Source organism: Geminocystis herdmanii PCC 6308 (assembly GCF_000332235.1).
In the GTDB taxonomy this organism is placed as follows: Bacteria; Cyanobacteriota; Cyanobacteriia; order Cyanobacteriales; family Cyanobacteriaceae; genus Geminocystis; species Geminocystis herdmanii.
This window is the reverse complement of the sequence record NZ_CM001775.1, coordinates 289,831-303,529: the sequence shown is the minus strand read 5'-3', so window position 1 is coordinate 303,529 and position 13,699 is coordinate 289,831. Positions and strand designations below refer to the sequence as shown.

Sequence of the window (13,699 nt, the reverse complement as noted above, 5' to 3'; positions counted from 1 at the left end):
GAAAGATTGTCAGTGGCAAATCAGGTAGTAGTCGTAGAGAAATTGAATATCAAGGGTATGGTTCGCAATCACTGTTTAGCCAAAGCTATATCTGATGTGGGATGGGGAACTTTCATCAATTACTTAGACTATAAACTCAAACTTCATGGTGGGTTATTACTCGAAATTGATCGATGGTTTCCTAGTTCTAAAACCTGTTCTAATTGCTTATATCAAATGTCAGAAATGTCGTTAGATGTAAGAGAATGGACTTGTCCTAGTTGTGGTGCAGTCCACGATCGAGACGAGAATGCCAGTAAAAACATTAGGGCAGAAGGCATCAGAATTATACAGACGGATGGAATAGCCGTTTCTGCATCTGGAGGCACTGTAAGACCAAAGGGCGGACGCAAGTCCGTCTTGAGGCATGAGCCTGTGAAAGATGAAGCCTACACTAACCTAACGGTATAGTGTAGGTAGTTCACATTATTTCAATACTTGAGAGAACAAGAAAAAGAAGCCCTCGAAAAACAACAATCAGATATATTTGCTAATTAAACAAAAGTTAATTAATCTCAAATTCTGCATCAATAATCAATTTGTTGTAGAATTTTTACTTTTTAAGATATTAATAACTAAATAATAGGCGATCGAGCTAAAACATAAACCCACCATGGCAGAACCAAACAACAGAGTAACAGTGATTTCTGTTCCTGCATCCTTTAACTCTATCAAAGAATCCCAACTAAAATCTAAATCATGATTACTAAGAAAAAAACTAAGAATTAATTTACCTACTTGAAAATTGAAAAAAAATAAAGGAACATAGGTAAAAGGATTACTAATCCAAGTTCCTAAAATGGCGGTAAACTTATTGCCACGAATAATTAAAGCGAAAATTATCGCCATAACAAATTGTAAACCAATAAAAGGAAAACAACCGGCAAAAACTCCCGCAGCAAAACCCCTAGCCAATTTATGAGGATGTTCTTTTAATCTTAATAATCGCAGTCGATAATAATGCCAATATCTATTTATTGTTTTCGATTTTTTTTGTTTTTTCACTCTTTGACTACATCGAGTTTGTATCATATCATAAAATAATTTATAATTTAAAGTTTATTAGCACTCACGGACTAAAAATGAAAAATTGTCATTCTGGGCTAGTCGAAGAATCTCTCAAACCCTAATTTTAGGTTATGATGCGTAAATCTTGTTGATAATGAAAAATCCTTAATTATTGATAGACTAAGACGTAAAAAAGTTGCGTCTTTTTGAAACAAATAAAATAGCCTTAATAACTACACAAAGAAATTAAAAATATGAACAATACCCAAATTCCTCTTTTCCCGCCTCGCAGTTTAGAAGAATTAGTGGCTGATATTGATATTTTAACCGCCGAAATTCAAGAATTGTATTGCCAAGATCATCTTCCTTGGGTAATTGGCTATAGTGGCGGAAAAGATAGTTCTTGTATCTTACAGTTAATTTGGAATGCGATCGAGCTTTTACCCGTAGAAAAACGCCAAAAAAAAATCTATGTAATTACTACCGATACCTTAGTGGAAAATCCCATCGTTGCCCATTGGGTGAAAGGTTGCCTCAAGCGCATAGAAATCACCGCCAAAGAGCAGAAAATGCCCTTTGAACCCCACTTACTCACTCCAGAGGTTAAAAATAGCTTTTGGGTGTGTTTAATGGGGAAAGGCTATCCTGCCCCCCGTCAAGGTTTTCGTTGGTGTACCGATCGCATGAAGATTAAACCGGCGGATAATTTTATTAGAGAAACCGTGCGCAATCATGGGGAAATTATTCTTGTATTGGGGGTTAGAAAAGCCGAGAGTGTTACCCGTGGCAAAAATATGGAAAAACACGCCAAAGGCAGATTTCGTGACCGCTTAAACCTCAATTCTCACCTGCCCAACTCTTATATTTACACTCCCATTGAAGATTGGCGTACAGATGAAGTTTGGCTTTACTTAATGCAATGGAAAAACCCTTGGGGGGGAGATAATCAGGATTTATTCACCCTTTATCGGGGTGCTACTGCCGACAATGAATGTCCTTTAGTGGTGGATACTTCTACTCCTAGCTGTGGTGATTCTCGTTTCGGTTGTTGGGTGTGTACCATGGTAAGTAAAGATAAATCTATGGGGGCAATGATTCAAAATGATGAGGAAAAAGAATGGTTACAACCTTTGTTAGATATTCGTAATGAATTAGACATTAGGGACGATCGAGATAAGCGAGATTTTCGCCGAATTTACGGAAAAGTAGAGTTATTTGAGCGAAATGTGGAAGGTGAAACTTCGATCGAACCAATTCCGGGTCCTTACGTCAAAAAATGGCGAGAATATTGGCTAACTAAGGTATTAGAAGCGGAAGAAAGTATCAGAAAATTTGCACCGCCAGAATTTCAAGAGATTCAACTAATTACTACGGAAGAATTAAGCGAAATTAGACGTATTTGGTTAGAAGAAAAACACGAATTTGATGATAGCTTACCTCGCATTTATCAACAAGTAAAAAAACAAGAATTTATCGATCCTCGAATTGGTGCAGGAAATAGTCTTTTAGGGAAAGAAGAATGGGAAATTTTACAGGATTTATGTGAAGATGAAATGCAGTTAGAATTGATGACTAAACTATTAGATATTGAGCGTCAATATTTTACGAAAATTCGCCGTATTGGTATTTATCAAGCTCTCGAAAAATGCTTTGAAACTAGCTCCCGTTCTAAGGAAGAAGCCATCGCTAATGCTCATCATATCAGAGATATAAAAAATGCCGCCAAACAAGGTGATATTAAAACATTGCAACAAAAACTTACTTGGGGAAACGTTAAATTTTCTCCTCAGAAAAATGATGAAAAACTATTTAATCAGGACATAAAGGACCCGGACAAAGAGGGATAGCATGACCATTAGTGGGAAGTGATGGCAGTGGAGATGATTGATTATTAGAATTATTTGGAGAGTTTTTAGTTCGATCGATTAAACATTTTTCAGCTTTATCTACAACTTTTTTCCCTTCTAATAACCAATAATTTGAACCCGAAATTTGACTAACAGTTTCGATGGCAGACTCACAATTATTGTATTCTAAATCTTTTTGGGCTTGACCTAATAAATAACTATTTTGCTTATATTCCTCCTGCCATTTACTCACCACAATTAAAGATGCTTTTTTCACAGAATTATCGGGAATAGTATCAATTTCCTTTAGGGCTTCATCTAATTTTCCTTCTTCGGTATATAGAGTTTTTGCCTTTTCAAACACCATTTTACTCCATTCTTCCGATAAAACTTGAGCTTGATTATGATATTCATTATCCTTCGGGATTTTATTAACTACAGCTAAAGCATCAGTATAATTAGAAAATTGTGCTAATTGTTTACCTTGTTCTAAACGACATTGCCCCTGATATTGTGATAAGATTTTACTGGTAATATTAGTACTTTCTTTCTCTAATTCTTCTTCAACTGTGGTAAAACATTCCTCATAAGCACCACTACTGAGTTTAGTATCCATTAAAGCCACAAAATCATTTTGCTCTTGTTCGATGCGAGCTTTTTCTTGACTATTCATAAAATAAGCTCCTCCTGTGGCAATGAGTCCGATGGTGAGGGCGGTTGTCACCGTTGAACCTACAGAAGATTTTAACCAATCGCCAAAAGAGTTATTTTGTGTTTCCCTAGGAGAAGTCATTTCATTTTTCCCAGAAGTGGAAACAGCAGAATTAGTATTATTGATAATCTCGGTTTTATTTATTGTTTCCGAAGGTGATGGAGAATTATCAATTAATTGGGTACTAACAATGTTAGACTTTGGTTGTAAATAATGATTTAGAGCCTTAATGACATCATCTGCACATTGATAACGCAATTTGTGATGATACCGCACCATTTGACTAAGAATATCCCCTAAAAGTGGATTAATATTTACTCCATTACGCCAAATAATTTCCCCTTCTTCATCCTCTTCTAAATCCATGGGATTTTTACCCGTTAAGGCTTGAATGGCAATCATGCCTAAAGCATATATATCACTGTTTTTATACGGTTTCCCCCTAGCTTGTTCTGTGGGCATATAGCCACGAGTACCCAAAGCTACGGTAGGATCAATTAAGCGACTTTGTTCTATATTAAATTCTTTAACCGCACCAAAATCAATTAACACTAATTTTTGATCTTGTTGACGACGAATGAAATTATCTGGTTTCACATCTCGATGAATGATTCCGCAATGGTGAATATCTTTGAGAATGGATAGTCCTTCTTGTAATAATTTAATGGTTGCTTCTTGCGTCCAAGGTTGATTTGGTTTCAGTTCATTTCTAAGAGTATAACCTTGTATATATTCTTCTACTAAATAAAATTCTCCTTCTTCTTCAAAGTAATCAATCAGTTTTGGCACTTGGGGATGATTGACTTTTTTGAGAATTGTGGCTTCTTGTTGAAAGAGTCTTTTTGCCTGTTTAATAAAGTTGGGTTGCTGAGAAATGGGATGCAGTATTTTAATAACGCATTGCTGTTGAGTTTCTCCATTCGTAACGAGGTAAACATGACCAAAACTACCACTACCTAGTTTTTTAATAACTTTATAAGGGGAAGGAATATTATGATTTATAGTAGCAGAGTCATTCATCTTTCAATTTTATTTATTTTTGATAAAATTATATAGCAATTCTATATTATCTATTGCTCATCATTTTAACTAAGCAGGTTTTTCGATCGTTGATATAAATGAAAACTTAGCTTAAATTAATGTACATTAATGCTATTATGTACAAAATAGTCAAAATATTATAGTATGAAAAGTTATACTTTAACCGAAACCCGTAACCAACACGGAGAAGTATTTGATAAAGCTCAACTAGAGCCAATATTGGTGACTAAGCAAAAAAGGCCTAGCCATGTCATTATCTCCGCTGAAATCTATCAAAAATTAATCACCAGATTAGAAGAATTAGAGGATTTAAACTTAGCCAAAAGTGCTGAAACAGCATTAAATCAATCTTCAATGGTTGGTAGTGAAGAATTTACCGCTACTTTAGAAAGAATCGCAAATGGCTAAACTCGATGGCTTAGAAGTTGTATTAAACTTTTTACAAGGGTTACAACCTAAAATCGCCGCTCAAATTGCAAAAAAAACCTTATCTCTTAATGTTAATCCTTTCCCTACAGATAGTAAACAATTAAAAGGATACCCTAACTATTATCGAGTAGATAGTGGCGAGTATCGTATTGTTTACCGTTATCACCTAGAAGAAGATTTAGTCGAAGTCTTATTAGTTGGGAAGCGTAATGATGATGAAGTGTATAAAAAATTAGCACGTTTAGCTTAAATGAGGAATTAGACTACTATAGCAATCAGGAATCATTTGTGAGAAATAAATTATTAGAAAAAATATCGAAGATACGACTAATCTTGCCTTTTGCCTTTTGCCTCTTGCCTTTGATGATAAGATAATTTTCACAACTCATAACTGACTGCTATATGACACATTATCTATGACTAAACCCTTGATTTTAAGTATTTTTTCTGATTTATTCAGCAAACCCTATTTAATGAGTTTTTCAAAAATCTCCATCAAAGATTCTGCGTTATTATTAATGTCTGAATAGTTAACTAACACAGTTTCTATAACTTCTTTGAGGTTGTTATTTTCTTCATTAATTTCTTGTTCTTTATTTTTTAACATTTCGATCGAGTCTTCTTGAATTAAGGTGAAAATTTCTTGATATTTATCTTGTAAATAGTTGCTTTTATCTCCGTAAAAGTTTACTAAATATTCGGTAATATTTTCTAAGTTTTCCTGATAATTATTTTCAATATTTTCGATGTTATTACCAATATCATCAAGGGAATTTTGTAAGTTTTCTGTTTCTTCTTCAAGGGCGTTATTTATATTTTCTGCTAGTAATTCTTCTAGTTTTTCTTCACTATCTTCTATAATATTCTGATAGTTTTTAATACCCCTAATCATCACATCTTTGATAAATGTTGTGACTTTATTTAAGTTAGATTCTAAGGGGGGTTTTATTTCTGTGACGGTTTCGTTAAAATGGTTTACTATATTTGATAGTTGTTCGATCGAATCATTAACTTGTTGATTATAATCCCCCATTTTATCAACTAAATCAATTACTTCCTGTTTTCTTTCTTGGGCGAGGGTTTCTGTTTCTGTGATAAATTGATCAATATGTTCTCCTAAACTGTCTAATTCTTCTAACATGGAGGATATTTCATCAATAAAATTTTCTGAGATATTATCAATTTCTTCTATGAAAGTCTCAGATATATCGGTTAAACTAGCGTAATTTTCTGCCGTTAATTGATTACTTTCTTCTAAAAAATCTTCTAAATCTTCTATCTTCTCATAGGTGTCTTTTTTTTCCGTTTCAAAATCTAAAAACTCTTGATAAACATTGCTGACTATATCAATTAATGTACTCATAATTTGACTCCTTAAAGTTAAATGAAAGTTAAATATTTAGTGACTCTTTAGCTTTTTCTAAGTCAGAAATTAATTGTCTAATTGAAGGCATTAAACCTGTTAAATTTTCTGATGTCTGTACAAATTTAGTCTGAGAATCGTCTATTTCTTGACTGTTATCTTCTATGGCTAAAGATTCTTCGATCGATTCCATCACATCAGCTATAGTTTCTTTAATTAACTCTCCCATTTCTGTTATTCTATCGTCTGTTTCTTCGTTAAATTCTTGAATTTTATCTTCGATATTTTCTAAACTATTTTCTATCTCCTGTTTTAACGTTTCTTCGACATTATTTAAGGCATTAATAATATTATCTTCAACATAATTTTCTAAGGTATTTTGCATTTCGTCTAAATTATTTTCCGTAGTGCTAAAATGAGATTGACTTGTTTGCTGAAAACTGGTTAATTTTTGGTTTAAAATATCGGTTTCTTGTTCCATTTCTAACCAACTGACTTCCATTTTGTTATAATTATCTTCCACTGTGTGCCATAATTCATTAAAAATTACCATACTATCGCTTAACAATTGTAGATGTTTAGTTTTGATGGTTTTTAATTGATTTTCAAATTGCTCAAAATATTTATTAACTCCTTCTAAGATGGGAGACATTTGGGCTTCTTGAGTATCAATAATTTTGTCTAATTTTTTCAGTTTATTAGCAATTAAAATCATCTTATTTTGCAATAAACTTTGTTGTTGTATAATGGTTTCTGGCAAGGCTTTTAACTTTTCTTGAATAGTTAATAATAATGTTATCATTTCTACTTGTTTTAATTTATTTTGCTCGATCGAATCGGCAATTTGTTGTTTAATAAGAGTAAGTTTTTCCGTCATAATAGCTAACTCATCAGGGAGTTGTTTTCTGACTTGACTGATATATTCTAATCCTGTAATTAAAGCCTCTGTGGACATAATTTTCTCCTTGTTTAAACGGTAATATTATCTAATTGTTGATTCATTTCTTCGGCAATTTCACTAGCAGAAGATAAATCTTCACTTAGAGTAATTAATTCCTCTAAAGTGTTAGATATTTGATAAATTTGCTCATAATTATCTGAGTGTTGATGTAAAAATTTTAATAAATCATCTGTGAGATTATTCATTTGGTTTTCTATCTCATTTTGTGTATTAGTTTCTAAAGTATGTTCAAAATTATCTAAGGATGCTTTACTAGAGTCTTGAAAATCCTTAATTAAACTAATATTTTTCTCAATAAATTGAGTCGTTTCTTCTTCAATATTTTCTTGAAAAATTGTCAAACTAGATTCGATTTCCTGCGGTTTAATGTCGGTTATTTCTGTATTCAATGCTTCAAATTTTTCTTCTAAGTTCGATCGACTGTTACTAAAAATATCTATAATAGTAGTTATATTTTCTTCCGTTTCTTCTTCCTGATTAACTACCTCATTATTCATGGTATCCATTAATTCTTGAAAAGAAGTCAGAGAGTTTTCAATTTTATCGATAACTTGGGTTAATTTTTCGGGAGTATCAATAGCTTCCTCATCATCATCATTATTATTTTGCTGTAAATATTCACCCTTAATAATTTGCTGAATAATACTATCAATTTTATCAAAGTCATTTTTTAAGGTTTGTTGGTTAGAATCAATTTTATTGGTAATTTCAGAAGCATTATTACTGGAAGTTTCTTGAATTTCTGATAGATTTTGCATCAATTCTGTTAAGGTATTTTGAAAATCAGTAAATTGTTGTAAAGTATTTTCTTCCTCAGAATTTATCTCTGTTTCATTTTCCGTCAATTTTTCTGTCAAACTTTCCAATAAATCATCTAATTGTTTACTACTATTATCTAATTCTTCTGCTTCTTTTTCCGATTCTTCCGTTGCGCCATCTAAAAGTTTTCCTAATTCATCTAATTTTGCACTTATTTCCTCTATCTGATTTTGGGCGCTATCCACATCCTCCGCCATTTCCTTGACACCGCTTTTTTCTTCTCCTTTGCCAGAATCTCCCCTCCCTGAGTTGCCTTTTTCTCCTCCTTCCCCTCCCCCTTTACTTTGAGTTTGTTTACCTTCCTCTCCATCTTTCCCTTTATCTTCCCCTTTTGGTTTATTTCCACCAGTAGAAGCTGACTCCTGTGACGATTTACCTCCTCCCTCCGAAGCCGTTGGATTTTCTTGATTTCCTGCTGTTTGAGAGGTTGCTTCCCCCTTATTACTATCTCCCTTATTACTATCTCCCTTATCGCTATCTTCCTTATCATTGGTATCTCCTGAAATGGGAGAAGAATTGCTTTCACCTCCACTTAACTCGTCTAATTTTCCTTGCGCCTCTTGAATTTCTGTTTCTGTAGGGATTTCTCCTTGCTCCATTTTTGATGCTAAACTACCAATATATTCCCCCATACTCTGCAATTTTTGCCCTTCTTCACCTTCTAATTCTTGGGCTAAAGCTAATAAGTCAGTACTACTTGCTTGTAATTCTTGAGTGACGCTAGATAGGGCATCTTCAGCTTGTACGCTATTTTTGAAACCCATACCAATTAAACTACCTAAAACCCCTAAACCAGCAACGGAGGAGGCAACAACTTTTTTGGCTTTTTCTGAAATATCCATAATAAATATTAATTATAAATAATAATTTAATCTCTTAGATAATGAGCGTCTAAAATTAATAATACATTTCTCAATAATACAGTAATTTTCACAAGTAAATATACGATCGTAAACCTTAAATAAGATTTATTATAATAAATAATTATACATAAAATAATTAAAAAATATTAAGAATTAATTATGAATAATTATAGGAATTAATGGATTGCTTAAATTGCTCGAAAAAGTTGAAAATTGGTTGATATTTTGACAGTTCGATCGTACTTCCTCTCGATCGAACAATATTACGTTGTTAGATAAAATATCGTAATTGCATTTTTGATAATTAAATTACAATTTTTTTACCCCCCTACTGAAACGAGATTAAAATATAATTAAAGAAAATCGGTTTTTGTAGGAGGTAAACTCATGACATTACAAGAAATGATCAAAGACTTAGATAATTTGTCATCAGACGAACAAGTTTCACTATTTAATATTCTTGAGGATAAACTAAAAAAAGAAGTTGTTAATCAACAGCAGACAACAGCTAATAATGGGGATGATTTGAAAGCAAATTTAAACCATAAGAAAAAAGATTTTTGGGAGGCTTTACAAGAATTTCGTAATCGAGTGGATTTAGAATCTTTTGATGATGATACTTTTGATAATTTACGAGATAAATCACCGGGTAGAGAGATTATTTTATGACTTTAAAATACTTATTAGATACTAATATTTTCTCAGAAGCAAAACGTCCTTTACCTAATGAAAATATTACTAAAAATATAACCTTATATTCTCAAGAAATAGCCACTGCTTCTGTGGTTATTAATGAATTGTTATTTGGTATTTTACGATTGCCAATTTCTAATAAGCGTCGGGATTTAGAAAATTATTTAGAGAATGTAATTTTATCTACTATTTCTATCCTTGATTATGATTTAAAGTCGGCTCAATATTATGCACAGGAAAGGGTAAGATTATCAAAAATAGGGAAAACTCCGGCTTTTGCTGATGGATAAATTGCGAGTATTGCCTTTACTAATGACTTAATTTTAGTAACTTTAGTAACGAATAATGTTAGAGACTTTGCCGATTTTAGTGGCTTAAAAATTGCTAATTGGTTTATCAATATCGATCGAACCTAACATTATTGAGTTTAAAATAATTATTTGTGGAGATTGGTGGGCAATGCCCACCCTATAATTTCAAAAAAAGTTATTGTATTTTGTAAGAAAATTATTTAGTAAACATACTCTTAAATTGTTTAATTGTTTTCTCTTGATAAGGTGCATAACGCCAGTTTAAATCTCCCCAAAATGGACGAGATAAAACGCTTTTATAATGGGTGAAAGTGTCAAAAGTTGCCTTACCGTGATACGCACCAATACCACTATCCCCGACACCTCCAAAGGGTAATTCTGTCACCCCAACGTGCATGATGGTTTCATTGATACACACTCCCCCTGAAGAAGTTTCCCTTAATACCTGTTGTTGTTTTTCTTGATTATGGGAGAAAAGATATAATGCCAGTGGTTTTGGTTTACTATTAATGAGTTCGATCGCACTGTCTAAAGTATCATATTCTAATATAGGCAAAATAGGTCCAAATATTTCTTCTTCCATCACCGCAGAATTAGGAGAAACATCATCTAAAATAGTGGGAGCGATATATTTTTTTTCTCGATTAGTTTCACCGCCGATGATAATTTTACCATCATTTAATAAAGCCTTTAATCGATCGAATTGTTGCTCATTAATGATTCTTCCATAGTCAGCAGTAAGCGCAGGATTATCTCCATAAAAAGAGTTAATACATTGTTTTATTTCTTTGATTAAATCGGTTTTTATTTGCTTATCTACCAGTAGATAATCTGGAGCAATACAAGTCTGCCCTGCATTGATAAATTTACCCCAAGTAATGCGTTTTGCGGTTTCTTTTAGGTTAATTTCCCTATCAACTATACAAGGACTTTTCCCGCCTAATTCGAGGGTGACAGGAGTAAGATTTTTGGCGGCGGCTTCCATAACAATTTTGCCAACTTTTGTGCCTCCTGTGAAGAAAATATGATCAAATTTACAGCTTAATAATTCTTGGGCAACTTCCACTCCTCCTTCTTCAATGGCAATGTATTCTGGAGGAAAAATATCCCTAATTAAATCTGTTAAAAATCGAGAGGTATTAGTAGCTATTTCTGATGGTTTTAACATAACACAATTTCCCGATGCGATCGCACCAATTAAAGGAGAAATCAGGAGAGAAAAAGGATAATTCCAAGGGCTGATAATTAAAACAACACCTAAAGGCTCAGGATAAATTTTAGCTTGACTGGGAAAAAGATCAATACCCGTTTTTACTTTTTGGGGTTTTACCCATCGAGGTAAATTTTTAATGGTATAGGTTAAATCCTGTAAGACAGCCAACTCAAAACAACCCTCAAGACTAGGCTTTCCTAAATCTTTTTTTAACACCTCTAGGATTTCATCCTGTTTCGAGGCGATGGCAGATTTGAGTTTTTTTAACTGCTGTAAACGGAAGTCAAGGGATTTTGTGGCAGAAGTGGCGAAATATTCCCGTTGTGCTTTCAGGGTAGAAGCAATCGAAGACTTGGTGTCAGATGTCAGCATAAGTTTTAATAATGGTAATAAACTAGAAATAATTTATAATTTTTGCTGTCGCTCATAACCATTGTAGAATATTCATAATTTATTCGATCGAACTGACAATATCTAAACTTCGATCGTACTGCTGTTCTATTTGTGTTAAATATTGATTATTTTCTCTCAGTTTATCCTGATTATCCACAATATTTTTAACTAAATTTTCGCCCACATTATTCAGATTATCATTTATATTTTGAATGATAATTTTACTTTCCTCTAATTGATTAATAATATTATCTATTACCTTCTCATTTAAGTTAATTTTAATTTCTTCATCAAATCTATTATCATACTGTTTTGCCTCTTTTTCTACTTGTTTTTGATAATTAATAGCTTGATTAATCAACTGTCTATTTTCAGTTTTTAAACTTTTAATTTGATTATTTAATAACTGTTCAATTTCATTAAAATTATTAGTTAAATTAGTTTGTTGTTCTCTAAAATTTCCCCTCCAATTATTAGTTGTGCTTTGAAAATTATCTAAATCTGTCATTATTTCTTCTTGATAATTAGTCAAGTTTTCATCTAAAGTTTCAATTTTTGTTGACCATTCATTAATATTATTTAGTAATTGATTAACCGCCGTATCAAGATTTCGATCGATATTCGCAACAGTATCTCTAAACTCTTGATTTTTAGTTTCATATTCAGTGATTAAATCATCGGTAGTTCGATCGATTAAATCCCTTTGATTTTTGAGGTTATTTAAAGTTTCCTCCGCCGAGTTTTTTTCTTCCTTTAATCTATTACTTAAATCTAGTAATTTTTTACCTAAATTATTAGTAATATTAAGGGTATTTGTATTAATATTCTCAATATTATTGTGTAAGGAATCGATGGCTTTATTAACCATAGAAAATGAACCCGTAGAAGCCGTAGTTTGACTTCCTAATAGTTCTATTCTCTCTTGCAATCGATCGATTAATTCATTTAAAGTAAGACTCATAAGAAATGGAGAATGGAGAATGGAGAATGGAGAATGGAGAATTGTTAATTGTTAATTGTTAATTGTTAATTGTTAATTGTTAATTGTTAATTGTTAATTGTTAATTGTTAATTGTTAATTGTTAATTGTTAATTGTTACACTCCGACTTTACTTAACAATTCCTTCACTTCGTCAAAAATACCGATCGCACTATTTAAACCTACATTTGTCGTGTCCATTGCAGTTGTTAAGGTATCTGTGGTAGTGTCAACGGTTGTGCCTAAAGTAGAAACCGCCTCACTAATGGTAGTCAAAGTACTTTCTATATCCTCAGCAGTGGAAAGTAAATCCCCGAAAATCCCCTCTGCACCACTGGTAAAGTCTTCTAAAGTAGAATTAGCCGATTCTTGGGTATTATTGGCTTGTTCTTGTGCTTGTTCAGTAACCGTACTCGTTAATTCCTGAATTTGACTAGAAAACGTAGAAATCATGTCATTTAAGCGAGAAATAGCGTCTTGGGCTATCTGTTGCTCAACTTCTGCTGTTTTTTCTTCCACTTCTGATTGATTTTCATTCATGGCACTTTGGAAATCATTTTCTAATTTCCCTTGAGATTCACTGACAGTACTTTCTAAATCCTCTTGTATTTCCTCCACTTTGCTTTGTAAAGTTTCAAGGGTTTCTTTAATCGTGTTGAAAACTTCCTCCAATTCCGAAGATTTTGCTTCGCTATCTTCTTTTAGGGCACTAATTTCCGTTTTAGCGTTTTCTACTCCTTGACTGGCTTGTTCTTGGGCAGATTGTACGTTACTTTGTAAATTAGTTAATCCTTCCTTTAGGCTATCGGTTTGAGTACTTAATTCATCTCTTGCGGTGGAAATTTTCTCTAATAATGCTTGGGCACGAGTGGACAATTCTTCCCAGTTACTATCAAATTCTTCCCCCACTGTGGCTAATTTTTCTCTTGCTTGGGTAAGATTTTCTTCCGCAGTGTCTGCTCGATCTAATAATTCTTGTAGTTGATTGACGGTTTCGCCAATACTTTGTTCTAAGTCTGTAGCCATGT

The 13,699-nt window shown here is 32.8% G+C and carries 13 protein-coding genes and 1 pseudogene; 6 read left to right on the top strand and 8 right to left on the bottom strand.

Features of this window, described 5'->3' with window-relative positions; all coding sequences use genetic code 11:
• Positions 1–450: RNA-guided endonuclease InsQ/TnpB family protein (locus SYN6308_RS21445; protein ID WP_017292677.1), on the top strand; the 450-nt coding region annotated here is incomplete at its 5' end.
• 123 nt (positions 451–573) lie between these two features.
• Here the strand turns inward: SYN6308_RS21445 and SYN6308_RS01585 are convergent.
• Entirely contained in the window at positions 574–1,071 is a 498-nt protein-coding gene (locus SYN6308_RS01585) for a DUF2062 domain-containing protein (RefSeq protein WP_017292676.1), read from the bottom strand.
• A 230-nt stretch (positions 1,072–1,301) separates the two neighbouring features.
• On the opposite strand from SYN6308_RS01585, the gene dndC reads away from it, so the two are divergent.
• Complete coding sequence (gene dndC, locus SYN6308_RS01580; protein ID WP_017292675.1) at positions 1,302–2,894, top strand: DNA phosphorothioation system sulfurtransferase DndC; 1,593 nt, start codon at positions 1,302–1,304, stop codon at positions 2,892–2,894.
• On the opposite strand, the gene SYN6308_RS01575 is transcribed toward dndC, so the two are convergent.
• Positions 2,857–4,626, bottom strand: a complete 1,770-nt coding sequence (locus SYN6308_RS01575; RefSeq protein ID WP_017292674.1) for a serine/threonine protein kinase — start codon at positions 4,624–4,626, stop codon at positions 2,857–2,859. The two genes, dndC and SYN6308_RS01575, sit on opposite strands and share 38 nt — an antisense overlap.
• A 165-nt stretch (positions 4,627–4,791) precedes the next feature.
• Here SYN6308_RS01575 and SYN6308_RS01570 point away from each other — a divergent pair, with 165 nt between their 5' ends.
• Both SYN6308_RS01570 and SYN6308_RS01565 read left to right on the top strand, forming a co-directional pair.
• Complete coding sequence (locus tag SYN6308_RS01570; RefSeq protein WP_017292673.1) at positions 4,792–5,055, top strand: type II toxin-antitoxin system Phd/YefM family antitoxin; 264 nt, start codon at positions 4,792–4,794, stop codon at positions 5,053–5,055.
• The gene (locus SYN6308_RS01565) at positions 5,048–5,326 is read left to right on the top strand and encodes a type II toxin-antitoxin system RelE family toxin (RefSeq protein WP_017292672.1); all 279 of its coding nucleotides are present in this window, start codon (positions 5,048–5,050) and stop codon (positions 5,324–5,326) included. Before SYN6308_RS01570 ends, SYN6308_RS01565 begins: the two co-directional genes overlap by 8 nt.
• A 216-nt stretch (positions 5,327–5,542) precedes the next feature.
• On the opposite strand, the gene SYN6308_RS01560 is transcribed toward SYN6308_RS01565, so the two are convergent.
• From SYN6308_RS01560 to SYN6308_RS21440, 3 genes are read right to left on the bottom strand one after another with little or no spacing between them, the layout of a single operon-like run.
• Positions 5,543–6,439: a hypothetical protein gene (locus tag SYN6308_RS01560; RefSeq protein ID WP_017292671.1), complete on the bottom strand. Its 897-nt coding sequence runs from the start codon at positions 6,437–6,439 to the stop codon at positions 5,543–5,545.
• 28 nt (positions 6,440–6,467) lie between these two features.
• Positions 6,468–7,394: a hypothetical protein gene (locus SYN6308_RS01555; protein ID WP_017292670.1), complete on the bottom strand. Its 927-nt coding sequence runs from the start codon at positions 7,392–7,394 to the stop codon at positions 6,468–6,470.
• Positions 7,395–7,408: 14 nt separating this feature from the next.
• Positions 7,409–9,061 (bottom strand): hypothetical protein, encoded by a 1,653-nt coding sequence (locus SYN6308_RS21440; RefSeq protein WP_017292669.1) that lies wholly within the window; start codon positions 9,059–9,061, stop codon positions 7,409–7,411.
• Between the two features lie 408 nt (positions 9,062–9,469).
• Here SYN6308_RS21440 and SYN6308_RS01545 point away from each other — a divergent pair, with 408 nt between their 5' ends.
• Positions 9,470–9,751, top strand: coding sequence for a hypothetical protein (locus tag SYN6308_RS01545; RefSeq protein WP_017292668.1), 282 nt, complete (start codon positions 9,470–9,472; stop codon positions 9,749–9,751).
• A pseudogene (locus SYN6308_RS21435) lies at positions 9,748–10,191 on the top strand (PIN domain-containing protein). The gene SYN6308_RS01545 and the pseudogene SYN6308_RS21435 overlap by 4 nt, the downstream one beginning before the upstream one ends.
• 91 nt (positions 10,192–10,282) lie before the next feature.
• Here the strand turns inward: SYN6308_RS21435 and SYN6308_RS01535 are convergent.
• From SYN6308_RS01535 to SYN6308_RS01525, 3 genes are all read right to left on the bottom strand, one after another.
• On the bottom strand, positions 10,283–11,671 hold the full coding sequence (locus SYN6308_RS01535; RefSeq protein ID WP_017292666.1) for an aldehyde dehydrogenase family protein: 1,389 nt from the start codon (positions 11,669–11,671) through the stop codon (positions 10,283–10,285).
• Between the two features lie 79 nt (positions 11,672–11,750).
• Positions 11,751–12,653: a hypothetical protein gene (locus SYN6308_RS01530; protein WP_017292665.1), complete on the bottom strand. Its 903-nt coding sequence runs from the start codon at positions 12,651–12,653 to the stop codon at positions 11,751–11,753.
• Between the two features lie 135 nt (positions 12,654–12,788).
• Positions 12,789–13,697 (bottom strand): hypothetical protein, encoded by a 909-nt coding sequence (locus tag SYN6308_RS01525; RefSeq protein WP_017292664.1) that lies wholly within the window; start codon positions 13,695–13,697, stop codon positions 12,789–12,791.
• Positions 13,698–13,699 lie beyond the last annotated feature (2 nt).

What these genes read in the sequence shown, in the direction of transcription:
- SYN6308_RS01585 (WP_017292676.1), bottom strand. Translation starts at nt 1,071, where the DNA reads ATGATACAAACTCGATGTAGTCAAAGAGTGAAAAAACAAAAAAAATCG.
- dndC (WP_017292675.1), top strand. Translation starts at nt 1,302, where the DNA reads ATGAACAATACCCAAATTCCTCTTTTCCCGCCTCGCAGTTTAGAAGAA.
- SYN6308_RS01575 (WP_017292674.1), bottom strand. Translation starts at nt 4,626, where the DNA reads ATGAATGACTCTGCTACTATAAATCATAATATTCCTTCCCCTTATAAA.
- SYN6308_RS01570 (WP_017292673.1), top strand. Translation starts at nt 4,792, where the DNA reads ATGAAAAGTTATACTTTAACCGAAACCCGTAACCAACACGGAGAAGTA.
- SYN6308_RS01565 (WP_017292672.1), top strand. Translation starts at nt 5,048, where the DNA reads ATGGCTAAACTCGATGGCTTAGAAGTTGTATTAAACTTTTTACAAGGG.
- SYN6308_RS01560 (WP_017292671.1), bottom strand. Translation starts at nt 6,439, where the DNA reads ATGAGTACATTAATTGATATAGTCAGCAATGTTTATCAAGAGTTTTTA.
- SYN6308_RS01555 (WP_017292670.1), bottom strand. Translation starts at nt 7,394, where the DNA reads ATGTCCACAGAGGCTTTAATTACAGGATTAGAATATATCAGTCAAGTC.
- SYN6308_RS21440 (WP_017292669.1), bottom strand. Translation starts at nt 9,061, where the DNA reads ATGGATATTTCAGAAAAAGCCAAAAAAGTTGTTGCCTCCTCCGTTGCT.
- SYN6308_RS01545 (WP_017292668.1), top strand. Translation starts at nt 9,470, where the DNA reads ATGACATTACAAGAAATGATCAAAGACTTAGATAATTTGTCATCAGAC.
- SYN6308_RS01535 (WP_017292666.1), bottom strand. Translation starts at nt 11,671, where the DNA reads ATGCTGACATCTGACACCAAGTCTTCGATTGCTTCTACCCTGAAAGCA.
- SYN6308_RS01530 (WP_017292665.1), bottom strand. Translation starts at nt 12,653, where the DNA reads ATGAGTCTTACTTTAAATGAATTAATCGATCGATTGCAAGAGAGAATA.
- SYN6308_RS01525 (WP_017292664.1), bottom strand. Translation starts at nt 13,697, where the DNA reads ATGGCTACAGACTTAGAACAAAGTATTGGCGAAACCGTCAATCAACTA.